Below are 23,642 nucleotides of genomic sequence, written 5' to 3' on the forward strand. Positions count from 1 at the left end.
GGTCGGCGCCTTCGGCCGGGGCTGAGACGATGACGCGCTTGGCGCCGGCGGCGAGGTGCGCGGCCGCCTTGTCGCGGGCCGTGAAGATGCCGGTGCATTCGAGCGCGATGTCGACGCCGAGTTCCTTCCACGGCAGCTGGGTCGGATCCTTGATCGCGGTGACCTTGAACTTCTCCTTGCCGACCGAGATCTGGTCGCCGTCGACGGTCACCTCATGCGGGAAGCGGCCATGCACGCTGTCGTAGCGAAGCAGATGCGCGTTGGTCTCGACCGGGCCGAGGTCGTTGACGGCGACCACGTCGATATCCTTGCGGCCGGATTCATGGATGGCGCGCAGGATGTTGCGGCCGATGCGGCCAAATCCGTTGATGGCAACTCTGACGGTCATTGTTTTCTCCCTAGGGACTGGGGGCGATTGGGTCCGCTGCTTCATAGCGGCCATGAGCCAAAGAATCCAGCCGCAGAAGGTCGAACTTAAATCGATTAGGTTAGTCCAGCATGGCGGAGCCGCCTATTTGCGGCCCCGCGAATTGACGCAGCCGGTCAGCCGTGCAGACGAGTCTCGACCGCTTTCGCCGCGGCCTCGGCGGTGATGCCGAAATGCGGATAGAGTTGCTCGATCGAGCCGGAGGCGCCAAAACCGTGCATGCCGATGAAGACGCCGTCGGTGCCGATCAGGTGGTCCCAGCCCTGGCGGATGCCGGCCTCGATCGCGACCTTCACCTTGGCGTTGCCGATGGTCTCCTTGCGGTAGTCATCGCTCTGCTGGTCGAACAGCTCGAAACAGGGCACCGAGACGACGCGGGTGGGATGGCCGTGCTTTTCGAGCAGGTCGCGCGCGCCGAGCGCGATCTCGACCTCGGAGCCGGTGGCGAAGATCGTCACCACGGCCTCGCCGTTTGCCGCGGCGAGCTCATAGGCGCCCTGGCTGGAGAGGTTCTTCGCCGAATGCTCGGTGCGCACGGTCGGCAGGTTCTGGCGGGTCAGCGCCAGGGTCGACGGCGTCTTTTCGGATTCCATCGCGATTTGCCAACATTCGGCGGTCTCGACCGCGTCGGCCGGACGGAAGACATTGTGGTTCGGGATGGCGCGCAATGCCGCCAGATGCTCGACCGGCTGGTGGGTCGGGCCGTCCTCGCCGAGGCCGATCGAGTCATGCGTCATGACGAAGATGGAGCGGATGCCCATCAGCGAGGCCAGGCGCATCGAAGGACGGGCATAGTCCGAGAAGCACATGAACGTGCCGCCATAGGCGATCAGGCCGCCATGCAGCGTGAGGCCGTTGATCGCCGCCGCCATGCCGTGCTCGCGGATGCCGTAATGGACATAGCGCTGGCCGTAATCGTCCGGCGTGATGTTCTTGGTCTGGCTGGTCTTGGTGTTGTTGGAGCCGGTGAGGTCGGCCGAGCCGCCGATAGTCTCCGGCACCGCGCCGTTGATGACTTCCAGCGCCATTTCGGAGGATTTGCGAGTGGCGACCTTCGGTTTGTCGGCCGAGAGCTTCTTCTTGTAGTCGGCGATGACGGCGTCGAAGTTGGACGGCAGCTTGCCGGCGATCCGGCGCTCGAACTCGGCCTTGAGCTTCGGCTCGGCCTTGGCGAGGCGGCCTTCCCAGTCGGCGCGCGCCTTGGCGCCGCCGGCGCCGACGGCGCGCCAGGCGTCGAGGATGTCGGCCGGAATCTCGAAGGGCGGCGACTCCCAGTTGAAGAATTTGCGGGCGCCGGCGATTTCCTCGGCGCCGAGCGGCGAGCCATGCGCCTTGTTGGTGCCGGCCTTGGTCGGGGCGCCGAAGCCGATGGTGGTCTTGCAGGCGATCATCGTCGGCTTGTCGGAATGGCGCGCCGCCTCGATGGCATAGGCGATCGCTTCCGGATCGGTGCCGTCGATATGGCTGGCGTTCCAGCCGGAGGCCTGGAAGCGGGCGACCTGGTCGGTGTTGTCGGCCAGTGAGACCGGGCCGTCGATCGAGATGTTGTTGTTGTCCCAGAAGACGATCAGCTTGTTGAGCTTCAGATGGCCGGCCAGCGCGATGGCTTCCTGGGAGACGCCTTCCATCAGGCAGCCGTCGCCGGCCAGCACATAGGTGTAGTGGTTGACGAGGTCGTTGCCGAAGGCGGCGTTCATGATGCGCTCGCCGAGCGCGAAGCCGACCGAATTGGCAAGGCCCTGGCCGAGCGGACCGGTGGTGGTCTCGATGCCAGCGGCATGGCCGTATTCGGGATGGCCGGCGGTCTTGGAGCCGAGCTGGCGGAAGTTCTTGATCTGGTCAATCGTCATGTCCTCGTAGCCGGTGAGGTAGAGGAGCGAATAGAGCAGCATCGAGCCGTGGCCGGCCGACAGGATGAAGCGGTCGCGGTCGGCCCAGTGCGGGGCCTTGGCGTCGAATTTCAGGAAACGGCTGAACAGAACCGTGGCGATGTCGGCGCAGCCCATCGGCAGGCCGGGGTGACCGGAGTTCGCCTTCTCGACGGCGTCCATGGAAAGGAAACGGATCGCGTTGGCCATCCGATCATGTTGTTCACGCGACGTCATGCTTCCTCCGGAAGTGGGTTGGAGCCTGGGGAGAGCCCTTGGAAAAGGATGCCGCGACACATAGCAGGCGCGGCCTTTTAGTCAACAAATCGGGATGGATTTTGCCGGGCTTGTGATGGCATCGAGCGCCTTACATTAGCGATAGCGGGGGACAGTCGCGAGAGCTTTGTTGACGCGCCCTTCACCCGGCGCCTAATCTTTCCGAGGTAACGCGTTCTGAATGCGCGCGATTCGGTGATGGGCAGGGCATAGGACGAAGGCCATGACCGGGGAAACGACCCTCAAGGAAGTCATCGCGAGGCTGGGCAAGGCCATGGAAGGGCTGGAAAACGCCGTGGCGGCGAAGCTCGAGCACGAGCGTGATTATTCGGAAGCCGAGGCAGAGGTGCAGCGCATGAACGCCGACCGTTCGCGCCTGGCGCAGGAGCTCGACAATTCCGAAGCGCGCGCCGAGCGTCTGGAAGACGCCAACAAGGAAGTGTCGCGGCGGCTGGTGACCGCCATGGAAACCATCCGCGCGGTTCTGGACAGGTAGGGCAATGGCACAGGTCACGGTTTCCATCGACGGCAAGCAGTATCGCATGGCCTGCGACGAGGGCCAGGAAGAGCACCTGATCGACCTTGCCGAGCGCTTCGACCGCTACGTCTCGCATCTGAAGGATTCCTTTGGCGAAATCGGCGACCAGCGGCTTACCGTCATGGCCGGCATCATGGTGATGGACGAACTCTCGGAGCTTACCAAGCGCGTCAAGGGCATGGAGAGCGAAGTGCTGACCTTGCGCAAGACGCGCGACGAGGCGCTGACCAAGGCCGACAAGAGCGACAGCGTGCTGACAACCGCGCTCGGCGCGCTTGCGCAGCGCATGGAAGATCTCGCGGTGACGCTCGCGGTGAAGAAGGCCTGAGCGGCTCTGATACCCGTTCCGACGGAAAATCCAACCGCGAATTGCCGGCGGTCACGCAAAAAATTCGCCTCGCGCGGGCCATGACCATCATCGCGAGCGTTTAATCGGCGTCGCGATGGTGCTACGCTTTTGCAGCCGGCAACGGCCAGCCGCAGGCCGGCTACGGTTTTCAAAAAGGGTAGGGACAGGTCATGAGTCTTCGTATCAACGATGTCGCGCCGGATTTCACGGCCGAGACCACGCAGGGCACCATCAAGTTCCACGACTGGATCGGCGACGGCTGGGCGGTGCTGTTCAGCCATCCGAAGAATTTCACGCCGGTCTGCACGACCGAGCTCGGCACCATGGCGGGTCTCGAGGACGATTTCAAAAAGCGCAACGTCAAGATCATCGGCATCTCGGTCGATCCGGTGTCGAGCCACGAGAAGTGGCAGGCCGACATTAAGACCGCCACCGGTCATACGGTGCACTATCCGCTGATCGGCGACAAAGACCTTCACGCCGCCAAGCTCTATGAAATGCTGCCGGCGGGCGCCGGCGAGAGCTCGGAAGGCCGCACGCCGGCCGACAACGCCACCGTGCGCTCGGTCTATGTCATCGGCCCCGACAAGAAGATCAAGCTGGTGCTGACCTATCCGATGACCACGGGGCGCAACTTCGACGAGATCCTGCGCGTCATCGATTCCATCCAGCTGACCGCCAAGCACCAGGTGGCGACGCCGGCCAACTGGAAGCAGGGCGACGACGTGATCATCACCGCCGCCGTCTCCAACGAGGATGCGGTCAAGCGTTTTGGGGCGTATGAGACGGTGCTGCCTTATCTCAGGAAGACCAAGCAGCCGACGGCATGATTTTTCCTTCTCCCCGTTCACGGGGAGAAGGTGCCCGAAGGGCGGATGAGGGGCGGCGCGGCATTCGAGGCGATGGCGCCAATATTCAAACTCAACCGCTGCTCGAACGACAATGTCGCAGCGTCGGCGCTGGCCCTCATTGTCCTGCCGGACATTTCTCCCCGTATAGTGACGGGGAGAAAGGGCTGGTTCCCCGCTTTCGCCAAACAAAAAAAGGCAGCGCCGAAGCGCCGCCTTTTTCATTTCGTGCCTTGAGCTTTAAGCCGCCGGCTGCGCTTCGATGGTGCGTAGCGCCTGCATCTGACGCTTGGCGGCGGCCTTGACCGCGTCCTGCACCTTCTCGAAGGCGCGCACCTCGATCTGGCGCACGCGCTCGCGGCTGATGTCGAACTCGGCCGAGAGCTCTTCCAGGGTCAGCGGCTCTTCGGCAAGGCGGCGCGCCTCGAAGATGCGCCGCTCGCGGTCGTTGAGCACCGACAGAGCGCCCGACAGCATGGCGCGCCGGCTTTCCAGCTCGTCCTGCTCGATCAGCATCTCTTCCTGGCTTTCGTGGTCGTCGACCAGCCAGTCCTGCCATTCGCCGGACTCGCCCTCGCTCGCCCGGATCGGGGCGTTGAGCGAAGCGTCGCCCGACAGGCGGCGGTTCATCGACACCACTTCCGCCTCGGAAACGTTGAGGCGGGTGGCGATCTCGGCAATCTGGTCGGGCTTCAGGTCGCCATCATCGAGCGCCTGGATCTTGCCCTTCACCTTGCGCAGGTTGAAGAACAGACGCTTCTGGTTGGCGGTGGTGCCCATCTTGACCAGGCTCCACGAGCGCAGGATGTATTCCTGGATCGAGGCCTTGATCCACCACATGGCATAGGTGGCGAGCCGGAAACCACGCTCCGGTTCGAATTTCTTAACGGCCTGCATGAGGCCGACATTGCCTTCCGAGATCACCTCGCCGATCGGCAGGCCGTAGCCGCGATAGCCCATGGCAATCTTGGCGACGAGCCGCAAATGGCTGGTGACGAGCTTGTGCGCAGCCGTGGTGTCCTGATGCTCGGCGTAGCGTTTCGCGAGCATGTACTCTTCCTGCGGCTGAAGCATCGGAAAGCGGCGGATTTCTTCCAGGTAACGGGCGAGACCGCCTTCACCGGAAACAATACTGGGTAATGATTGGGCCATGATAGCGCCCCCTCTCTCTTTGGAGTGGATGCCCCCGAAACGCGGCGGGCACACGTCACGGATGCCAAAGGCTCATCCGCGACAACTTCTGTATATAGGAACAAAACCAGAAAAGACAGGCATTTGTTCAACGCTAAACAGTCTGTCACGTTGAAGTGAACAACGCCGGTCAGGTTTTTTGATGGCTGGTTTGCAGCTTGTTGGCGGGTCGGTTCAAAGTTTTCGGAAGTCGACGACGAGTTCCTCCATGTCTCCCGGTATCGGCGCTTCGAACCTCATCGTTAGATGGGTGGTCGGGTGCTCGAATTCAAGGAGCCAGGCATGCAGGGCCTGCCGTGGAAAGGCTTTGACCTTGGTTTTCAAGGGTTCCGGCAGCCGGTTGGCTTTGGTGCGGAACGCCTGGCCGTAGTCCGGATCGCCGACAACCGGATGGCCGATATGGGCCATGTGGACGCGGATCTGGTGGGTGCGGCCGGTCTCCAGCCGGCATTCGACGAGGCTCGCGGTGGCGAAAGCCTGCTGTCCTTCGCCGAAGCGCTCGACGACGCTGAAATGAGTGACGGCATGGCGGGCATCGTCGCGGCCCTCGGGAACGACGGCACGGCGGACGCGGTCGGCGGCTCGGCCGAGATGGGCGTCGATCGTGCCGGTCGGCCGCTGCGGAATGCCCCAGACCAGCGCCAGATAGGCGCGTTCGAGATCGCCGGTGCGGCCGTGATCGGCAAAGGCTTCCGACAGGGCCTTATGCGCCCGGTCGGTCTTGGCCACCACCATGACGCCGCTGGTTTCCCTGTCCAACCGGTGGACGATACCAGGCCGTTTGACGCCGCCGATGCCGGACAGGCTGTCGCCGCAATGATGGATCAGCGCATTGACCAGCGTGCCGGTCCAGTTGCCGGCGCCGGGATGCACGACCAGCCCCGCCGGCTTGTTGATCACGATCAGCTCGTCGTCCTCGTAGAGGATGTCGAGGGGAATGTCCTCGCCTTGCGGTTCGGCCGGCTCGGGCGCGGGCACCAGAATCTCGATCCGCTCACCGGCGATCAGCTTGCGCTTGGTTTCCAGCACCGGCTTGCCGGCGATGGAGACGGCCCCCTGTTTGATCAGCGCCTGCACGCGGCTGCGCGAAAGCTCCGGCCCGAGCCTGGCGGCGAGCCACTGGTCGAGGCGCTGCCCGGCGGCGTCGGCGCCGGCCTCCAGCGCGACGGCTTCGCCGGATTCCTCGTCCGCCGATTCGTCCTCTATCAATATCGGGGTCTCTTCGTTATGAGCGCTCATCGAAACCCGTTGCGGATTGTTTAGCCATGGCCCGGCCGGTCGCCGAAGAAGATGAGGAAAAGCCGCTCGACCCCGCGGCCGAGAATGTGCGCCGCAAGCTCGTCCGCTTCATGATCGTCAATCTCGGCCTTCTGTTCCTCGCCCTTATGGTGGTGATCGGCGCGCTTGTCTACAAAGCCCGCAACGCACCGGTGGCCGGATCAGCGCCTGCCGGCGATGTCCAGGTTCCGGCCGGCGCGTCGCTCTCCGGCGACATCGTGCTTCCCGTCGGCGCCAAGGTGGTCAGCCAGTCGCTCTCCGGCAACCGCCTGTCGATCGACACCGAGCTTGCCGACGGCAGCCGGTCGATCTTCGTCTACGACATCGCCGAGCGCCGCATCATCGGCCAGTTCGCGATTCGCAACAAATGAGCGGCTTTGCCGAACGCCGCAGCGTTGCGACCGTCGCGCTCGTCGTCGGCAATTACGACGAGGCGGTTCGCTGGTATGTCGAGCGGCTCGGCTTCGTGCTCATCGAGGATGTCGACCTTGGCGGCGGCAAGCGCTGGGTCACCGTCGCGCCGGCCAAGGGCCAGGGCGCGCGGCTGCTCCTGGCTGAAGCTTCCGGCGAGGAGCAGGCCAGCCGCATCGGCAACCAGACCGGCGGCCGGGTTTTTCTCTTTCTCGAGACCGACGATTTTTCCCGCGACCACCAGGCGATGCTGGCGAAAGACGTCGAGTTCCGCGAGGCGCCGCGCCACGAAGCCTATGGCACGGTGGCGGTGTTCTCCGATCTTCATGGCAATCTCTGGGACCTGATCGAGCCGAAACGGCAGTCCTGACACAGCCAATCCGTAAAGTGGTTCAGGCGTCAGAAACCCCAGTTGCTTTTTCCCGGCCGCCAGCCTATGTAGCCGGTTCTTGAGCGCGCCCATCGTCTAGCGGTCAGGACACCGCCCTCTCACGGCGGGAACAGGGGGTCGATTCCCCTTGGGCGTACCAAGCTTCCGAAAACCCGACGTTCGAAAAGACTCCAGCAGGCGGATCACTCCGCAGCAAGGGCGACGGCGGCAGCGAAACCGGCCTTGGTTCTTTCGCGTGATGCCTGTTCCAACAACCTCGACAGGTGCTGGAGGTGCATCGATTGCGCATCCTCAAGCAATTGCAGAAAGTTGGATGCGTTGCCCCGCGGCAACCGGCGGCGCTTCAGCGCGGCGATGCGCGCCCGCTGGCACCTGATGTGCCGCTCCGCTTGCAGAACGTGCCGTTCCGCCATTTGGATGTCGTCAGCCAGTGCCATCAACCGCTAAACGGTCACTGCGGGCAAAGAGTTCCGTAAGGGAAACCGCTGTCTTAAAACGCAGCCCGTGATTGGAGCCCCAGCTATAGTTGCCGGCGGCGGATAGTTCGGCTAGCTCCCCAAAGGCTTCCACGATCCCGGCGTGCCGGCAGCTTCGGCGAGATCGATCTTGTTCATGAGAGCGTTGTACGGCCTGCCGGAAATCGCCTCTCGAAGTCGGGAACGAGCTCGACCATACGCGTCACCACCTGCAGGCGCGTCACATCCGACACTATGATCGCGCAGACGATGATTATTTCACCGGCGAAAGGTCCCACCAGGACTTTGAACGTTTCCGCATGCGCAGCCACGAGCCTGCGGGTTCGCCAGACCGCTCGACGGACTCTGTATAGTGTCTTTGTTGTTCGGCATAGAAGGCCATGTAGCGATCGAGCGCGGCACGGAACTCCTCCACACGTCCGGGAGGGCTTTGAGCCGGCCGTATAGTTGGGGCTTCAGTTGTTATCGTCGGGTAATCGCGGCTCCCAGGCATTGCACGCTCTCCTGTGGCTGAGCTGGAGCCAAGATGTCGGGCCGCCTGCAAAACGTATCGAAGCGCGGCCGAACAGTTCCGAAAATCGCCGAAAACACATAATGTCTCGCAATGCCGGAGCAGCGGCTCGCATTTGGTCCTTTTGTGCTCAGCCCCGAGGCGGGAACGCTTCTGAGGCAGGGCCTGCCTGTCGCGATCAGCTACCGGGGGCTGCTGCTCCTATCGGCGATGGCAAGGAACGCCGGTGAGGTCCTGACCAAGTCCGAACTACTGGACGCCGCTTGGCCGGGGACCGCAGTCGAGGAAAGCAATCTCTCGGTCCAGGTCGCGTCCCTTCGGCGCCTTCTCGGCTCCATGGCAGACGGAACAGAGTGGATCGCAACCGTTCCGCGGGTTGGTTACCGTTTCACCGGCGCGATCGAGAGGCTCGACGAGGCAGCAGTCGCGCGAAATTCTGCGGAGCCTGAGCCTTCGATTGCCGTGCTCCCTTTCGTCAACCTGAGCGACGATGCCGAGCAGCAATATTTTGCCGACGGTCTCGCTGAAGATATCATCGTGCGGCTGGCGCGGCTGCGGTGGCTGTTCGTCTGCGCCCGCAACTCGTCCTTCAGCTACAGGAACAAAGCCATCGACGTGAAACAGGTCGGGCGTGAACTCGGAGTCCGCTACGTGCTGGGCGGCAGTGTCCGCCGCTCGGGTCAGCGGCTCAGGATCAGCGCCGAGGCGAGTGACACCTCCAGTGGGCGCCAAGTATGGACAGAGCGATACGACGTCCAACTGGCTGATTTCTTCACGCTACAGGATCAGATCGCCGATAGCGTCATCGGTGCCGTCGAACCTAAACTCTATGCGGCAGAGCATCAGCGTTACATCAGCCGGCCTCCCGCCAGCCTGGACGCCTGGGGCTTCGTAATGAAGGCGATGCCTCACATATGGAGCTGGAGCTCGGAAAGCGAGCTCGCGGTCGCCGAGCAACTGCTACGCAGGGCTCTAGACGCTGACCGGACTACCCGCGTGCCAATAGCCTGTTCGCCTGGACGATGGCTTCCCGGGTGCTGCTCGGATTGGCGCAGCCGGCCGAGGTTCTTCCGAAGGCGAATGAGATGGCTCAGCGAGCCATTGCGCATGATGCTGACGATCCTTGGACGCATTTCGCTGCCGGTTACGTGCACATGATGGCACGCCGAACGCAGGCGGCCGTCACCGCACTAACCGATGCGATCACGCTCAATCCAAATCTGGCCATCGCTCATGTCATTCTGGGCGCCGCGTACGGCTTTGGAGGAATGCCGGAGGACGGCCTGCACCATCTCGCGATCGCCGAGCGACTTAGTCCGCGCGATTCCACGCAGCAGCCGGGAGTATTGACCGTGACCGGGATGTGTCACTTCGTTGCCCAACGATACGTCGACGCAGCGAGTTTCGAGCACCGAGCAGTGCAGCTTCGGCCACATTTTGGCGCTGCGTGGCGTACGCTGGCCGCCGCGGCAGGAATGGCAGGGGATCTCGATGAGGCGACGCATGCCCTTTCAGAGGCGAAGCGACTCCATCCAACGCTGTCGGTCCAATGGGTGGAGAAATATTACCCGATGGTCAGGGAACAGGATCGCGCCGCCTATATCGAGGGGCTGCGGACCGCCGGCCTCGAATGATGTACGCGTTTCGAGGAGCCTTGCCTCGCGAGGCGCAACTGTCACGGCGGGAATAGGGGTTTATTCCCCAGTCATACAAGGTCTCTCGGTCCAGGTTCAGATCTAGCGGCACATGTCCCATCTGGCGTGGTGTCGCGGATTGAATTAGCATTGCATCATGCTTCCTGGCGGAAGGCACCAGGGGATACGTTTCGAACTTGCCCGGCGGAAGAGGCGAGCGGAACGCGGGGAGGAACCAATGCGGAAGCTGCAGTCGCAAGGCGTTCATCACATCACGCTGGTCGGCGCCGGACGCCAGACCTCGATCGACTTCTGGGAAGGGGTGCTCGGCATGCCCTTCATCTTCGAGCAGCCCAATCTCGACAAGGCGAGCGAGAGCCATCTCTATTTCGATCCGGGCGACGGTCGCCTGATCACGGTCTTCACTGACGAGAGCCGCATCCCGGTCAAGCGGCGGACGCCGACCGATATCGGTTGCGTCCATCACATCGCCTTCGCGGTGTCGCGGGTCACCTTCCTGCAGGCGGTTGCGCGACTCGACGAGCGCGGCATCAAGCACAGCGGCGTCAAGGACCGCGGTTTCATGGATTCGATCTATTTCGAGGACCCGCTGGGGCTGCTGATCGAGCTTGCTTCCTACCGTTTCGAGCCGCCGGCCGGCTTCACCCATGCAGACGTGCTGATGGAGGCGCACAAGATCCGCGTGGCACGCGGCGACTACAATATCGCCGAACTCCATCTGGCCGACGCCATTCAGGCGCTGGTCGAGCGGTCGCGCGAAACCCTGTCGGACGAGCGGACGGCGAAGAATCCATATTGAGCAAGCCATAAGGGGAGGAACAGATGGCAAAGGCTGCAGCGAAGAGCGTGAAGAAACCCGCGGCCAAGGCCGCGGCAAAGCCGACCGCGAAGGCGGCGGCAAAAGCTGCGACGGCAAAGGCCGCGCCCAAGGCGACAACTAAGTCCGCGCCTAAAGCGACGGCAAAAGCCGCACCTAAAGCCAAGGCCAAACCGGCCAAGAAGCCCGGCATAAAACTCAGCATGCTGAGGCCGAGCGTCAACAACCTGACGGTCAGGGTGTTCGTGCGCGCGGCAGGGCTCGATCCCGCCGAGACCGATGCCTGGGGCCATACGCGCTCGCCTGAGTTCCTGGCGCGCAATCCGGCGCATCTGACGCCGATGATCGAGGACAAGGGCCTGCCGCGCGGGGTGCTGTGGGAAAGCTGCGCCATCATGCAGTATCTCGCCAACAAGCACGGGCTGGAGAAGTTCTATCCGAAGGCGCCGGCCAAGCGGGCAATGATCGACAGCGCCATGTTCTATCTGATCGGAACGCTTTATCCCTATGTCGCGCGCGCCACCTATCCGGCGCTCGGCTTCCCGCAATATGCCGGCGAGGTCGGCCACAGCGACGCCCATCCCGACAAAAAATCGGAAGCGCAGAAGGCGGCGATGGCCGCGATCGCCGAGCCGCTCGAGGTGTTTCACTCTTTCTTCCGCAACGGCAAACCGTTCATCGGCGGCAACAACCCCTCGATCGCCGACATAAGGCTGGGGGCAACGCTCGAATTCCTGGCGGTCGTCGACTATGCGCTGCCCAAATGGGCGAAGGAGTACATGGCGGCCCTGGAGAAGAAGCTCGGCAAGGCTTATGCCGAGCCGGCCGGCGACGTGCGCGGCTACATCGCGCATGTGAAATCGCAGGCCAGGGCGTAGCGGTCCCCGGCGTTAAGGTTTCGTTTACCTAAGACCTGTCTACTGGGTTGAGACCTCGCTGCGACCACGGATGTACTGGCGCCATGACGAGGCAAGGGAAAGGTCGGCTCAGTGCCGGCCTTTTGCTTTTTCGCTGCCATCGCCGAAATCACGACAGTATGATTGCACCCCGACGGGTGGACTGAAAGCCTATTGTCATCCTCGTCACGGATCGTACGATACCGTCCGGGGCAGAGCGACGGCGACGAGGACCTGCGACGAACACGGCAAGATTTCTGATGATGTCGGGGGCGCTGTCGGTTGTGCCCTTTCCAGCGGCCGCCACCGCACCGCTCAACGGCATGAACGAGGTCGGCGCCGCCCTGCTCGCCTGCTGGACGCCGCCGGCCAACTCCGACAATTCCTCGGTCACGCTCAGCTTCAGCTTCAAGCGCGACGGCACGCTGATCGGGCCGCCTAACACAACCGCCATCCATGTCGGCGGCGACGACAAGGCGCGCAAGGCCTATGTCGATGCGGCGATAAAGGCGCTGAATGACTGCCTGCCGCTCAGCCTTTCGCCGGCGCTGGCGCAAGGCATTCCCGGCAACGTCTTCACGCTGCAGTTCAACTCACCGAAGAAATGAGCGGCAGGCTCACCGTTTCAGGTCAGGCCGCCCGCGCCTGACCTGGCGCGCCTGAGTTGGGCATGTTTTTCCAACTCCGGCATCTCGAAGACATAGTCGCTCCAGGCCGAGTCCGGGATCTGCCCGGCCAGATAACAATCCAGCAGAAGGTTCTGCTCCGGGGTAAGGGGCCTCGGCGCCTGCTCATGATCCAACCCAAGCGAATGGATCAGGTTCCTGGTCAGGCCAGAGACGGTGAAGTGAATGGACATCTTCAGTCTCCTGGGTGCAGCGCGGATCACCAAAGCGCGTCGCGATCCTTCCGATTCGCTCATGCGCTTTGGGTCTCTATTTTACGCATGTCTTTATCCCGAAACCGGTTCCCACTTTCGGGAGACATGCTTTAGTGCCGGGAAACGTCCACCACCGGTCAAAGGTTTCACCAGCAATCGGTGATCGCGACGGCGGCTCGGTTTTTTACGCCGGCTGTTGTTCGACGCTGTCCGGCCGGCACTGGGCCCACGGATTGAAGGTTATTCGCAGATGACGCGATAGCGCTTGCCGTCTTCGCCGACATTCCTGCAGGTGAGGGGGCTCTGCTCGCCGGATGTCGGGTCGGGCAGATCCCGCCCGAAGGACGGTTTCGTCGAAGCGGGCCTGGAATGGCGCCGGACGGTCGGGCTCGCCGGCAGGCTTGCCGGCGCGCTCGGCGGCGGCGGAAACACATCCGACACGATCTGCCGCGAGGCGGTCGTTCCCGGCGGCGCCTCGTCCCAGACACGCCTGACATCCATCCGGCTTGGAACGATCACCGTGCCGTCGTCGCTTCGCGTGCAGGCGCCCGCTGCAAGCAGCGCCGGGCACAGGACGAAAGCGGCGATTCGATTGAACATTAGCAACACCTCAGGTGCTTTATAGTGTGTCGTCGCCTCAATCGCCAACAGTCGGATTACCGCAACCGGTGCCATGATGCTGGTTTTCTCAACGGCATCGAACGGCAGGTGGTTGCGATCCATTATGGTTAGCGGATCGTTAATGCTTGTCAGGCACATTTCCGCGACGAACCGCGAAGGGGGGTTCGGTTGGGGTGGCAACAGCATGGCGGACGTGGACAAGACGAGTGGGACTGGCGGCATGCGCGACCCCCTCGACGCAACGGTTGCGCATGACGACGACACGCCCGCCGACGAGGGCGGCGAGCAGCATCTTGCCGATCTCGAACGAACGATGGACGCCATGCGCATGGGCGTCGTGCTTCTGGACGCCCGGCTCGACACGCTGATCATCAACAAAGCCTACCGGGAGTTTTCCAGGATCCCCGACGGGGTGGTGACCATCGGCGCGCCATTCAGCCGCCTCATGGATCTCAATCGCCGCAACGGCATCTATGGCGAGATCGACGAACAGGAGTGGCAGCGCTACCTTGCCAGCCGAATCGCGGAAATTCGTGCCGGTTCCGTCGCGCCGCGCGAGTTCGTCCATGCCGACGGCCGCACGATGATATTCTCGGTGACGGCGTTGTCCGGCGGCAAGCGCCTGTTGACCTACTATGATGTCACCGAGGTCAAGCGCCGAGACGCCGAGATCGAAAGAGCCAATGCCAGGACGGCCGAGACGTTCAGCAATCTCAGCCTGATGGTCGATTCGATGCCGATCGGCGTCATCGTTGTCGATGCCGAATTGCAGGTCGAGGTGATCAACCGGGCCTTCTACGACTTCTGGGAGGTCGATCCGCGGCGCGCTCCAGCCGGCATCTCTTTTCGCGACCTAATGGAAGCCACTCGTGCCGCCGATCCGTTCGGCGGCGAGGAGCGGAACTGGCAAAGCCATGTGGCCGAGCGGGAATCCGAAATCCGGGCCGGCGCCGCAGGCTCCAGGCATTTGCCGCGCAGCGACGGCCGTACGCTGATCGCCTCGCTGGCGCCGCTTCCGGGCGGCAAGCGGCTGATCTCCTATGTCGACATCACCGACATGAAGCAGCGCGAGACCGAGGCCGAGGACGCGCGCAGGAACCTCACCACCGTCCTGGAGTCGCTGCCGGCGGGCGTCATCATCTACGACCGCGACGACCGCTTCGTCTTCGCCAACCGCAAGCTGCAGGACACGCTGCCGGCGCTGAAGCCGGCCTGGCAGCCGGGCCGCACATTCCGCGAGGCATTGTCTCTCGGCCATTCGGTCGGCTATTTCCGCTCGAGCGGCGACACTGAAATCGACGGTCTGTACGGCGTCGACACCGAGCGCTGGCTCGACGCCATGCTCAGGCGGTACCGTTTGCCAAATTCCGCCTACGAGCGCCTCAACGCCGACGGGCGCTGGTACCAGGTCTATGACATGCGCACCGATGACGGGACGTTCATCGGCGTGCGTGTCGATATCACCGACATCAGGGTCCGCGAAAAGGCGCTGCGCGACTCCATGCGCCAGATCGACCTCTACCGGCACGTGATGGATGAGCTGCCGGTGGCGGCCTTCATCAAGGCCGACGATCTCAGCATGGAATTCGTCAACAAGGCCTGGTGCGCGCTGACCGGATTCGCCAAGGACGAGGTGCTCGGCAAGACGGATCGCGAGCTTTTCGCGTCGGAAGAGGCGGACGGCTTCAGCAATGACGATACCGAAGTCGTGGCAACTGGCGCGGGGCGCGAGGTCGAGGAGGCTGTCACCCATCGCGACGGCACCGTGCGGCAGCTGATGACGCGCAAGAGCCGGCTGGTGGCCATTGACGGGTCGGTGCATCTGGTCGGTTCCAGCACCGACATCACCGACGTCAAGGCGCGCGAGCAGGCGCTTCGGCAGAGCATGAGCGAGAACGAGGTGTTCCGCAGCCTGATCGACAATGTGCCGGTGTCGATCTACGCCAAGCGTTCGGACCTCAGGCAATTCTATGTCAACAAGGGCTGGTGCGATCTCACCGGCTTCAGCAAGGAAGAGGCGATCGGCAAGACCGACGTCGAGATATTCGGCGCCGACGGCGAAGCCTTCGTCGCCGGCGACCTTGCCGTGCTGCGCACCGGCGAAACTCAGGAGATCGAAGAGACGGTGGTGCTGCCGGACGGCAGCGTCAGGCACCAGTTCGCGCGCAAGGGCGCGATGATCGCCTCCGACGGCTCGCTCTATCTCATCGGCTCCACCACCGACATCACCGAGCTCAAGCAGCGCGAGGCCGAGCTCAGCGAAGCACAGCGGCGCGCCGTGCTCGCCGACCGGGCCAAGTCGGAATTCCTCGCCAATATGAGCCACGAGATCCGCACGCCGATGAACGGGGTCCTTGGAATGGCAGAGCTTTTGGCAAAGTCGGACCTCGATCCGAAGCAGAAGACGTTCACCGACATCATCGTCAAATCCGGCAACGCGCTGCTCACCATCATCAACGACATCCTCGACTTCTCCAAGATCGACGCCGGCCAGCTGGTGCTCGACCCGGCGCCATTCAATCTTGCCGAGGCGATCGAGGATGTGGCGACGCTGGTCTCGACGCGCGCCAAGGAGAAGGACCTCGAGCTCATCGTGCGCGTCCAGCCGGGGCTCGACGGCCAGTTCGTCGGCGATGTCGGCCGCGTCAGGCAGATCGTCACCAACCTGCTCGGCAACGCGGTGAAGTTCACCGACGAGGGCCATGTGTTGGTCGATGTGACGGGCGAGCGGGTTCCCGCGGGAACGAAGCTCACCATTTCCGTGACGGATACCGGCATCGGCATTCCCGAGGACAAGATGAAGCTGGTGTTCGAGAAGTTCAGCCAGGTCGATACCTCCTCGACCAGGCGGCACGAAGGCACCGGCCTCGGCCTCGCCATCACCTCGCGGCTGGTCTCGATGATGGGCGGCGAGATCGGCGTCGACAGCGCCGAGGGCAAGGGCTCGACCTTCTGGTTCACGGTCACGCTGCCCCGGGCCGAGCAGGGCGGGCAGCGCATCACACCGGTCGACGTCACCGGCGCGCGCGTGCTCATCGTCGACGACAACGCGGTCAACCGCTCGATCCTGAGCGAGCAGATGGCGTCGTGGACGTTCGATGCCTGCGCTGCCGAAAGCGGCGCCGAAGGGCTTAAGGTGCTGATTGCAGCCGCTGCCTATGGCGTGCCGGTCGACTGCGTCGTGCTCGACTACCAGATGCCGGGCATGACCGGCGCCGAGATGGCGCGCATCGTGCGCAACACGGCGGGCCTGGCGCATACGCCCATCATCATGCTGACCTCGGTCGACCAGTCACTTGCCAACACTGCGTATCGCGACCTCGGCATCGATGCGCAGCTTATCAAGCCGGCGCGCTCCTCCGTCCTTCTGGAAACGCTGGTCGCGACCATCCAGCGTCATCGCCACAGCAGCGCCGCGGCGCAACCCGCCGTTGGCGGCAGCCTATCGCAAGCCGCGCCGGCGCAGACGGCGACGTCGGACCGCGCCATGCTGCAGCCGCCGCCCGTGCGAGCGCGCCAACGACCGGCCGAAGCCGAGCGCGGGCTCGACATCCTCGTCGCCGAGGACAATGAGGTGAACCAGATGGTGTTCACCCAGATCCTTGGCGAGACCGGCTACCGCTTCGAGATCGTCGGCAACGGCCGCACGGCGCTCGATGCTTTCGGCAAGCTCAATCCGCGCATGATCCTGATGGACGTGTCGATGCCGGAAATGAACGGGCTGGAAGCAACAGGCGCCATTCGCAAGCTCGAGCAGGACATGGGCACGCATGTGCCGATCGTGGGCGTCACGGCGCATGCGCTGAAGGGCGACCGCGAACGCTGCCTCGAGGCCGGCATGGACGATTACCTGCCGAAGCCGATCAGCCCGCGGGCGCTGCTCGAAAAGCTCGAGCGCTGGCTGGGTTCGGATATCGAGACCCGGCGCAGCGCGGGTTAAAGCGAATTTAGCCGGCAGGCGGGCGCAAGGCGTTGACGTATGCGTATGGTGCGATCGCACCATATCAAAGCCAACGCCAAGCTCTGACAATCGTAGCATTGATTCCGCTCTTCGGTTACGGGCGGGAGCAGCGACCGCCAACAAGAAACAGCGTCGACTCTACCCCAACGGACCTGTTTTCGGCGATGGCCACGCCATGATCCGCTCTGGCATGCAGGCAACGCGCTCTCGTCCGGATTTTATTTCCCGGCGGCCGCGATCCGGCCGCCGGGATAATTTTTGATTCAAAAGTCAGACAAGTCGCTGATTCCCGCGGCAAACTCCGGCCGGCCCGCAGAGACCGCCGGAAGCCCTTCCGAGCATCCCCGTTCAGGCGTTACCGGGCTGACACGAAACTGTCATGCGACTGTAATAATCGAAGTCTATTGCGCTCACCGGGCGCCGATAGAACGGGTGCCGAAAGACCATCTTCCGAACAGGAGCAGGCCACATGAGACATTTCATCCGCTCTGCGGCCGTTGCGATTGCAATGGCTGCGGCATCAACCCTTAGCATCTCCGCCGCGATGGCAGCCGATATCTCCGGCGCCGGCGCCACCTTCCCCTATCCGATCTATGCGAAGTGGGCCGACGCCTACAAGAAGGAGACCGGCATCGGTCTCAACTACCAGTCGATCGGCTCCGGCGGCGGCATCAAGCAGATCAAGGCCAAGACGGTGACCTTCGGCGCTTCCGACGCGCCGCTGAAGGGCGAGGATCTCAACTCCACCGGGCTCGCGCAGTTCCCGATGGTGATGGGCGGCATCGTTCCGGTCGTCAACCTCGAAGGCGTCAAGCCGGGCGAGCTGGTGCTCGACGGCCCGACGCTGGCCGACATCTTCTCCGGCAAGATCACCAACTGGAACGACGAAGCGATCAAGAAGCTCAACCCGGACGTTAAGCTGCCCGACCAGGCGATCGCGGTCGTGCACCGTTCGGACGGCTCGGGCACCACCTTCAACTTCAGCTACTATCTGGCCGACGTCAGCGCCGACTGGAAGTCGAAAGTCGGCGTCAACACCGCGCTCGAGTGGCCGGTGGGCATCGGCGCCAAGGGCAATGAGGGCGTCGCCAACAACGTCTCGCAGACCGGCGGCGCGATCGGCTATGTCGAATATGCCTATGCCAAGCAGAACAAGCTGACCTACACCGACCTGATCAACAAGGACGGCAAGAAGGTCGAGCCGACCGCCGCCGCCTTCTCGGCCGCCGCTGCCAATGCCGACTGGAACTCGCAGCCGGGCTACGGCGTCATCCTGGCCAACCAGGCCGGCGCCGAAACCTGGCCGATGACGTCCGCCACCTGGATCCTCGTCTACAAGAAGCCCGACGATGCCGCCGCCACCGGCGAGGCGCTCAAGTTCTTCGCCTGGTCCTACGCCAAGGGCGACGAGCTGGCCGCCAGCCTGGACTATGTTCCGATGCCCGACGCGGTCGTGAAGAGCGTCGAGGAAATGTGGGGCAAGGACATCGTCGACGCGAATGGCAAGCCGCTCTATTCCGGCATGTAATTCTGACGAACAAGGGAGGGCGCTTCCGGCGCCCTCCCGTCTCTTTCGAAATGCGAGGGGCTAGATGAGTGCCGTTTCCGAAGCCGCGACATCGTCCGCCATGCGGACCAGGGAAGCGACAGTGCGCCGCTTTGCCTTCACCGACATGGTCTTCCGGGCGGCCACGCGCGCTTCCGCCATCCTCGTGCTGGTTCTGCTCGGCGGGGTCGCCATCTCGCTGATCGCCGGATCGTGGGAAGCGCTGTCGAAATTCGGCATATCCTTCCTTTCGACCGAATCCTGGAACCCGGTCACCGAGAATTTCGGCGCGCTGGCGCCCATCTACGGCACCATCGTCACCTCGGCCATCGCCATCATCATCGCCGTGCCGATCGGCATCGGCATCGGCGTCTTCCTGACCGAGCTCTGCCCGCGTCCGCTGCGGCGCCCTATCGGCATCGCCGTCGAGCTTCTGGCCGGCATCCCCTCGATCATCTACGGCATCTGGGGCCTGTTCGTCTTCGCGCCGTTCCTGCAGACGACGATCCAGCCCTTCATCATCTGGCTCTTCAAAGGCGTCCCCGGCCTCAACAGCCTGTTTGCCGGCCCGCCCTACGGCATCGGCCTGCTGACCTCCTCGCTGATCCTGGCCATCATGGTGCTGCCCTTCATCACCTCGATCACCAAGGACGTGTTCGACACGGTGCCGGCGGTGTTGAAGGAATCGGCATACGGCATCGGCTGCACGACCTGGGAGGTGACGCGGCGCGTGACCATTCCCTACACCCGCGTCGGCATCATGGGCGGCGTCATGCTCGGCCTCGGCCGCGCGCTCGGCGAGACGATGGCCGTCACCTTCGTCATCGGCAACGCGCATCGCATCAGCGCCTCGCTGTTCGCGCCGGGCACGACGATCTCGGCGACGATCGCCAACGAGTTCACCGAGGCCGATGGCGCGATCTACACCTCCTCGCTGGTGGCTCTCGGCCTGATCCTGTTCATCATAACCTTCATCATCCTGGCGCTCGCACGCTACATGCTGCTGCGCATCGATAGCCGCACGGGAGCCTGACCGATGGCGACTGCCCAATCGCTTCACCAGAGCCGCAAGCGCAAGAATGCCGTGATGATGGCGCTGTGCGTCATAGCCGCCGGCATCGGGCTGGCCTGGCTGGCGCTGATCCTTGGCGCTCTGCTCTACAAGGGCCTTTCGGGGGTGAACCTTGCCGTGTTCACGGAAATGACGCCACCGCCCGGCGATGCCGGCGGCCTGCTCAACGCCATCTACGGCAGCATCGTGATGACGATCATCGGCATCGTCGTCGGCACGCCGATCGGCGTGCTGGCCGGCACCTACATGGCCGAGTACGGCCGCTTCTCGAAGCTGACCACGGTGGTGCGCTTCATCAACGACATCCTGTTGTCGGCCCCTTCGATCATCGTCGGCCTGTTCGTCTATGAGCTGATGGTGCGGCCGATGGGGCACTTCTCGGCCATCGCCGGCGCCGTCGCGCTGTCCATCCTGGTGATCCCCGTCGTGGTGCGCACCACCGAGGACATGCTGAACCTCGTGCCCAACGCGCTGCGCGAGGCAGGCACCGCCATCGGCGCGCCGCGCTGGGTGGTGATCCGCTCCGTCGCCTACCGCGCGGCGCTGTCCGGCATCGTGACCGGCATATTGCTGGCGATCGCCCGCATCTCCGGCGAGACGGCGCCGCTGCTCTTCACCGCGCTCAACAACCAGTTCTGGTCGAGCAATCTCAATGCCCCGATGGCCAGCCTGCCGGTGACCATCTTCCAGTTCGCTCTCAGCCCTTACGAGGAATGGCAGCAGCTGGCCTGGACGGGCGCACTCATAATCACCTTGACGGTTCTCGGGCTGAGCATCATCGCCCGCAGCCTAACCGGACGCAGAGAGGACAGATGAAACCGATGTTGTCCACCGACCTGAACGTAGCCGACACGACCGTCGAGAAGGCCAAGATCGAGGTCAAGAACCTCAACTTCTACTATGGCCAGTCGAAGGCGCTGAAGGACATCAACCTGTCGCTGCCCGAGCGCAGCGTGACCGCCTTCATCGGGCCGTCGGGCTGCGGGAAGTCGACGCTGCTGCGCGTCTTGAACCGCATCTACGAGCTTTATCCGAAGCAGAGCGCCGAGGGCCAGGTGCTGCTCGACGGCAAGAACATCCTCGATCGCTCGCAGGACCTCAACCTGCTCAGGACCAAGATCGGCATGGTGTTCCAGAAGCCGACGCCGTTCCCGATGTCGATCTACGAGAACATCGCCTTCGGCGTCAGGCTCTATGAGAAGATCAGCAAGGCCGAGATGGACAGCCGCGTCGAGTCGGCGCTGAAGCGCGCGGCGCTGTGGAACGAGGTCAAGGACAAGCTCAACGCCAGCGGCCAGAGCCTCTCGGGCGGCCAGCAGCAGCGCCTTTGCATCGCCCGCACCGTCGCGGTGAAGCCGGAGGTCATCCTGCTCGACGAACCGGCCTCGGCGCTCGATCCGCTCTCGACCGCCAAGATCGAGGAGCTGATCGACGAATTGCAGGCCGACTACACGATCGTCATCGTCACCCACAACATGCAGCAGGCGGCGCGCGTGTCGCGGCAGACGGCGTTCATGTATCTGGGCGAGCTGGTGGAATTCGACCGGACCGAGAAGATATTCACCTCGCCCCGCGAGAAGCGCACCCAGGACTACATCACCGGCCGCTTCGGCTGAGCTCATACGAGGACAACCTCATGGCCGAACATACCGTCGCCTCGTTCGACGAGGATCTGAGGCAGATCAGCCGGCTCATCAACGACATGGGCGATCTCGCCGGCTCCATGGTCGGCGGCTCGACCAGGGCCCTGCTCGAAAGCGACAATGCGCTGGCGCAGCGCGTCGTCTCCGACGATGCCATCATGGACGCGCGTCAGCGCGAGCTTGACGACCGCGCCATCACGCTGATCGCCAAGCGCCAGCCGATGGCGGACGATCTTCGCCACGTGGTCGGCTCGATACGCATGGCGGGCGACCTCGAACGCATCGGCGATCTCGCCAAGAACATCGCCAAGCGCGTCGGGTCAGTCGGCGTCAGCACTGCCCCGCGCGACCTCACGCATTCGATCGATTCCATGGCGCAACTGGTGCTGATCCAGGTCCAGGGCGTGATTCAGGAATATACGGTGGGTGATGCCACGGCGCTGGCCAAGCTTCGCAACGACGACGAACGCATCGACGTCAAATACACCTCCGTCTTCCGCGAGCTGTTGACCTACATGATGGAAGATCCACGCAACATCACCGCTTGCACGCATCTTCTGTTCTGCGCCAAGAACCTCGAGCGCATCGGTGACCATGTGACCAACATCGCCGAGAACGCCTATTATGTGCTGACCGGCACGCAATTGCCCGCCAACCGTCCCAAGCAGGACGAGACGGCAATGTCGGCGCCGGCCGCCTGACGGAAAAGGTTACCCCGATGATCGCGCCACGCATCATGGTGGTGGAGGACGAGGAGCCGCTGGGGGTGCTGCTCCGCTACAACCTCGAATCCGAGGGTTACCAGGTGGAAGTGGTGACCCGCGGCGACGAGGCCGAAATCCGCCTTCAGGAAAATGTTCCCGACCTGCTCGTGCTCGACTGGATGGTGCCGGCGGTCTCCGGCATCGAGCTCTGCCGGCGTCTCAGGATGCGGCCCGAGACCGAGCGGCTGCCGATCATCATGCTGACCGCGCGCGGTGAAGAAAGCGATCGGGTTCGAGGTTTGTCCACCGGCGCCGACGACTATCTGGTCAAGCCGTTCTCGACGCCGGAGTTCATGGCGCGCGTCAAGGCGCTGCTGCGCCGCGCCAAGCCCGAGGTGCTGTCCAGCGTGCTCAAGGTCGGCGACATCGTGCTCGACCGCGAATCGCACCGCGTCTATCGCAAGAAGAGCGAGATCAGGCTCGGCCCGACCGAGTTCCGCCTGCTCGAATTCATGATGCGGCATCCCGGCCGCGTGTTCTCGCGCAGCCAGCTGCTCGACAATGTCTGGGGCGAGACGATCTATATCGACGAGCGCACCGTGGACGTGCATGTCGGCCGCCTGCGCAAGGCCGTCAACAACGGCCGCATGCCCGACGTCATCCGCACCATCCGCGGGGCGGGTTATGCAATCCGGGAAGACTAGGGATATGCTGATATTCAGGTGAGGCCGGCCTGCGAATGGCGGCTTCCTGCGCTTCCGGTACTCACGTACCAAAAAGTACGCTCCGCTCCGGTTCTCGGAATCCACCATTTTCGACTCGGCCTGACCGGAATCTCAGCATATCCCGGCGCTTGAGCTTGCGGCTTATGCGACGTGCTTGCCCGCTCTTGCCTGGACACCCGGCGCGAAAATCTCCTGGTCGACGAAGGTCAGCGCGCGGGTGGCGCAGCCTTCGCGGATCAGCGGCAGCTCGTTCGGCTCGGTGTCGAAGGAGATCGAGCTCGAGTGCTGGCCGCCGGCGGTCTGGGCGATCGCCTCCCTCAGCGCCGGCTCGATCAGGTCGAAGGCGGCCGCGCTGACGCCGACCATGGCGACCGGCGCCGGGTCGATGAGGGCGAACAGGCTGCCAAGACCGAAGCCCAGCGCCTCGCCGGCCCGACGATAGGCTTCCCGTTCGGGGCCGTCCGCCTGTCGGGCCTTTGCGGCCAGCGCGCGCATGTCGGCGTCACCGACATCGGTCGGTGCGGCGTCCTCGCTTATCCCCATGGCGCTGCGCCAGAT

At 63.6% G+C, this 23,642-nt stretch carries 25 protein-coding genes, 1 tRNA gene and 1 pseudogene; 19 read left to right on the forward strand and 8 right to left on the reverse strand.

Annotated features, from left to right (window positions below; all coding sequences use genetic code 11):
* A partial coding sequence (locus EOA28_RS04255; protein ID WP_245501469.1) for a glyceraldehyde 3-phosphate dehydrogenase NAD-binding domain-containing protein occupies positions 1-388 on the reverse strand: 388 nt, incomplete at its 3' end.
* A gap of 155 nt (positions 389-543) precedes the next feature.
* On the reverse strand, positions 544-2,532 hold the full coding sequence (gene tkt, locus EOA28_RS04260; RefSeq protein ID WP_127250516.1) for a transketolase: 1,989 nt from the start codon (positions 2,530-2,532) through the stop codon (positions 544-546).
* A 262-nt stretch (positions 2,533-2,794) separates the two neighbouring features.
* Between tkt and EOA28_RS04265 the strand changes: the two genes are divergently transcribed.
* The 4 genes from EOA28_RS04265 to EOA28_RS04280 all read left to right on the forward strand — a co-directional run bounded on the left by EOA28_RS04265 (position 2,795) and on the right by EOA28_RS04280 (position 4,543).
* Positions 2,795-3,067 carry a DUF4164 domain-containing protein gene (locus EOA28_RS04265; protein WP_023763725.1) on the forward strand — a complete coding sequence of 91 codons (273 nt, stop codon included), beginning with the start codon at positions 2,795-2,797 and terminating at the stop codon, positions 3,065-3,067.
* Positions 3,068-3,071: 4 nt separating this feature from the next.
* Positions 3,072-3,437, forward strand: coding sequence for a cell division protein ZapA (locus EOA28_RS04270; protein WP_042641578.1), 366 nt, complete (start codon positions 3,072-3,074; stop codon positions 3,435-3,437).
* Between the two features lie 191 nt (positions 3,438-3,628).
* Positions 3,629-4,288, forward strand: a complete 660-nt coding sequence (locus EOA28_RS04275) for a peroxiredoxin (RefSeq protein ID WP_128314611.1) — start codon at positions 3,629-3,631, stop codon at positions 4,286-4,288.
* Positions 4,289-4,333: 45 nt separating this feature from the next.
* Positions 4,334-4,543, forward strand: a complete 210-nt coding sequence (locus tag EOA28_RS04280; RefSeq protein ID WP_127250515.1) for a hypothetical protein — start codon at positions 4,334-4,336, stop codon at positions 4,541-4,543.
* Between the two features lie 3 nt (positions 4,544-4,546).
* Here the strand turns inward: EOA28_RS04280 and rpoH are convergent, their stop codons facing one another.
* The gene (gene rpoH, locus EOA28_RS04285; protein WP_126064089.1) at positions 4,547-5,458 is read right to left on the reverse strand and encodes an RNA polymerase sigma factor RpoH; all 912 of its coding nucleotides are present in this window, start codon (positions 5,456-5,458) and stop codon (positions 4,547-4,549) included.
* A gap of 213 nt (positions 5,459-5,671) precedes the next feature.
* Positions 5,672-6,736: an RluA family pseudouridine synthase gene (locus EOA28_RS04290; RefSeq protein ID WP_127250513.1), complete on the reverse strand. Its 1,065-nt coding sequence runs from the start codon at positions 6,734-6,736 to the stop codon at positions 5,672-5,674.
* A 26-nt stretch (positions 6,737-6,762) separates the two neighbouring features.
* On the opposite strand from EOA28_RS04290, the gene EOA28_RS04295 reads away from it, so the two are divergent.
* The 3 genes from EOA28_RS04295 to EOA28_RS04305 all read left to right on the forward strand — a co-directional run bounded on the left by EOA28_RS04295 (position 6,763) and on the right by EOA28_RS04305 (position 7,716).
* Positions 6,763-7,146 (forward strand): fimbrial protein, encoded by a 384-nt coding sequence (locus EOA28_RS04295; protein ID WP_126080837.1) that lies wholly within the window; start codon positions 6,763-6,765, stop codon positions 7,144-7,146.
* A complete protein-coding gene (locus EOA28_RS04300; protein ID WP_127250512.1) occupies positions 7,143-7,556 on the forward strand; it encodes a VOC family protein in 414 nt (137 codons plus the stop codon). The genes EOA28_RS04295 and EOA28_RS04300 overlap by 4 nt, the downstream gene beginning before the upstream one ends.
* A gap of 85 nt (positions 7,557-7,641) precedes the next feature.
* Positions 7,642-7,716 (forward strand) — tRNA-Glu (locus EOA28_RS04305).
* Positions 7,717-7,759: 43 nt separating this feature from the next.
* Here the strand turns inward: EOA28_RS04305 and EOA28_RS04310 are convergent.
* Positions 7,760-8,014, reverse strand: a complete 255-nt coding sequence (locus tag EOA28_RS04310) for a hypothetical protein (RefSeq protein WP_127250510.1) — start codon at positions 8,012-8,014, stop codon at positions 7,760-7,762.
* 643 nt (positions 8,015-8,657) lie between these two features.
* Here EOA28_RS04310 and EOA28_RS04315 point away from each other — a divergent pair.
* The 5 genes from EOA28_RS04315 (at position 8,658) to EOA28_RS04335 (ending at position 12,540) form a co-directional block, all read left to right on the forward strand.
* Positions 8,658-9,722 carry a winged helix-turn-helix domain-containing protein gene (locus EOA28_RS04315; RefSeq protein ID WP_128314612.1) on the forward strand — a complete coding sequence of 355 codons (1,065 nt, stop codon included), beginning with the start codon at positions 8,658-8,660 and terminating at the stop codon, positions 9,720-9,722.
* Complete coding sequence (locus EOA28_RS04320) at positions 9,719-10,198, forward strand: hypothetical protein (protein WP_128314613.1); 480 nt, start codon at positions 9,719-9,721, stop codon at positions 10,196-10,198. The genes EOA28_RS04315 and EOA28_RS04320 overlap by 4 nt, the downstream gene beginning before the upstream one ends.
* Before the next feature lie 238 nt (positions 10,199-10,436).
* Complete coding sequence (locus tag EOA28_RS04325; protein ID WP_127250505.1) at positions 10,437-11,018, forward strand: VOC family protein; 582 nt, start codon at positions 10,437-10,439, stop codon at positions 11,016-11,018.
* 23 nt (positions 11,019-11,041) lie between these two features.
* Positions 11,042-11,914: a glutathione S-transferase family protein gene (locus EOA28_RS04330; protein WP_127250503.1), complete on the forward strand. Its 873-nt coding sequence runs from the start codon at positions 11,042-11,044 to the stop codon at positions 11,912-11,914.
* Between the two features lie 281 nt (positions 11,915-12,195).
* On the forward strand, positions 12,196-12,540 hold the full coding sequence (locus tag EOA28_RS04335; protein ID WP_245463453.1) for a hypothetical protein: 345 nt from the start codon (positions 12,196-12,198) through the stop codon (positions 12,538-12,540).
* A 17-nt stretch (positions 12,541-12,557) separates the two neighbouring features.
* Here the strand turns inward: EOA28_RS04335 and EOA28_RS04340 are convergent, their stop codons facing one another.
* Entirely contained in the window at positions 12,558-12,791 is a 234-nt protein-coding gene (locus EOA28_RS04340) for a hypothetical protein (RefSeq protein WP_127250500.1), read from the reverse strand.
* A 261-nt stretch (positions 12,792-13,052) separates the two neighbouring features.
* The gene (locus tag EOA28_RS04345) at positions 13,053-13,619 is read right to left on the reverse strand and encodes a hypothetical protein (protein WP_128298063.1); all 567 of its coding nucleotides are present in this window, start codon (positions 13,617-13,619) and stop codon (positions 13,053-13,055) included.
* Here EOA28_RS04345 and EOA28_RS04350 point away from each other — a divergent pair.
* From EOA28_RS04350 to phoB, 7 genes are all read left to right on the forward strand, one after another.
* Positions 13,618-17,373, forward strand: a complete 3,756-nt coding sequence (locus EOA28_RS04350; RefSeq protein WP_128314614.1) for a PAS-domain containing protein — start codon at positions 13,618-13,620, stop codon at positions 17,371-17,373. The genes EOA28_RS04345 and EOA28_RS04350 overlap by 2 nt on opposite strands.
* A 490-nt stretch (positions 17,374-17,863) precedes the next feature.
* Positions 17,864-18,922 (forward strand): phosphate ABC transporter substrate-binding protein PstS, encoded by a 1,059-nt coding sequence (pstS, locus tag EOA28_RS04355; protein WP_042641603.1) that lies wholly within the window; start codon positions 17,864-17,866, stop codon positions 18,920-18,922.
* Positions 18,923-18,986: 64 nt separating this feature from the next.
* Complete coding sequence (gene pstC, locus EOA28_RS04360) at positions 18,987-19,973, forward strand: phosphate ABC transporter permease subunit PstC (RefSeq protein ID WP_127250499.1); 987 nt, start codon at positions 18,987-18,989, stop codon at positions 19,971-19,973.
* Between the two features lie 3 nt (positions 19,974-19,976).
* The gene (gene pstA / locus EOA28_RS04365) at positions 19,977-20,828 is read left to right on the forward strand and encodes a phosphate ABC transporter permease PstA (RefSeq protein ID WP_127386020.1); all 852 of its coding nucleotides are present in this window, start codon (positions 19,977-19,979) and stop codon (positions 20,826-20,828) included.
* Complete coding sequence (pstB, locus tag EOA28_RS04370; protein WP_112129583.1) at positions 20,825-21,628, forward strand: phosphate ABC transporter ATP-binding protein PstB; 804 nt, start codon at positions 20,825-20,827, stop codon at positions 21,626-21,628. Before pstA ends, pstB begins: the two co-directional genes overlap by 4 nt.
* Positions 21,629-21,648: 20 nt before the next feature.
* Positions 21,649-22,356: a phosphate signaling complex protein PhoU gene (gene phoU / locus EOA28_RS04375; RefSeq protein WP_042641610.1), complete on the forward strand. Its 708-nt coding sequence runs from the start codon at positions 21,649-21,651 to the stop codon at positions 22,354-22,356.
* 17 nt (positions 22,357-22,373) lie between these two features.
* Positions 22,374-23,063 carry a phosphate regulon transcriptional regulator PhoB gene (gene phoB, locus EOA28_RS04380; RefSeq protein ID WP_010911896.1) on the forward strand — a complete coding sequence of 230 codons (690 nt, stop codon included), beginning with the start codon at positions 22,374-22,376 and terminating at the stop codon, positions 23,061-23,063.
* Positions 23,064-23,225: 162 nt separating this feature from the next.
* Here the strand turns inward: phoB and EOA28_RS04385 are convergent.
* Positions 23,226-23,642 (reverse strand): annotated as a pseudogene (locus tag EOA28_RS04385) (ROK family protein); the annotation flags it as partial.

The sequence above is a fragment of the Mesorhizobium sp. M2A.F.Ca.ET.067.02.1.1 genome (genome assembly GCF_004023285.1).
Taxonomy (GTDB): Bacteria; Pseudomonadota; Alphaproteobacteria; order Rhizobiales; family Rhizobiaceae; genus Mesorhizobium.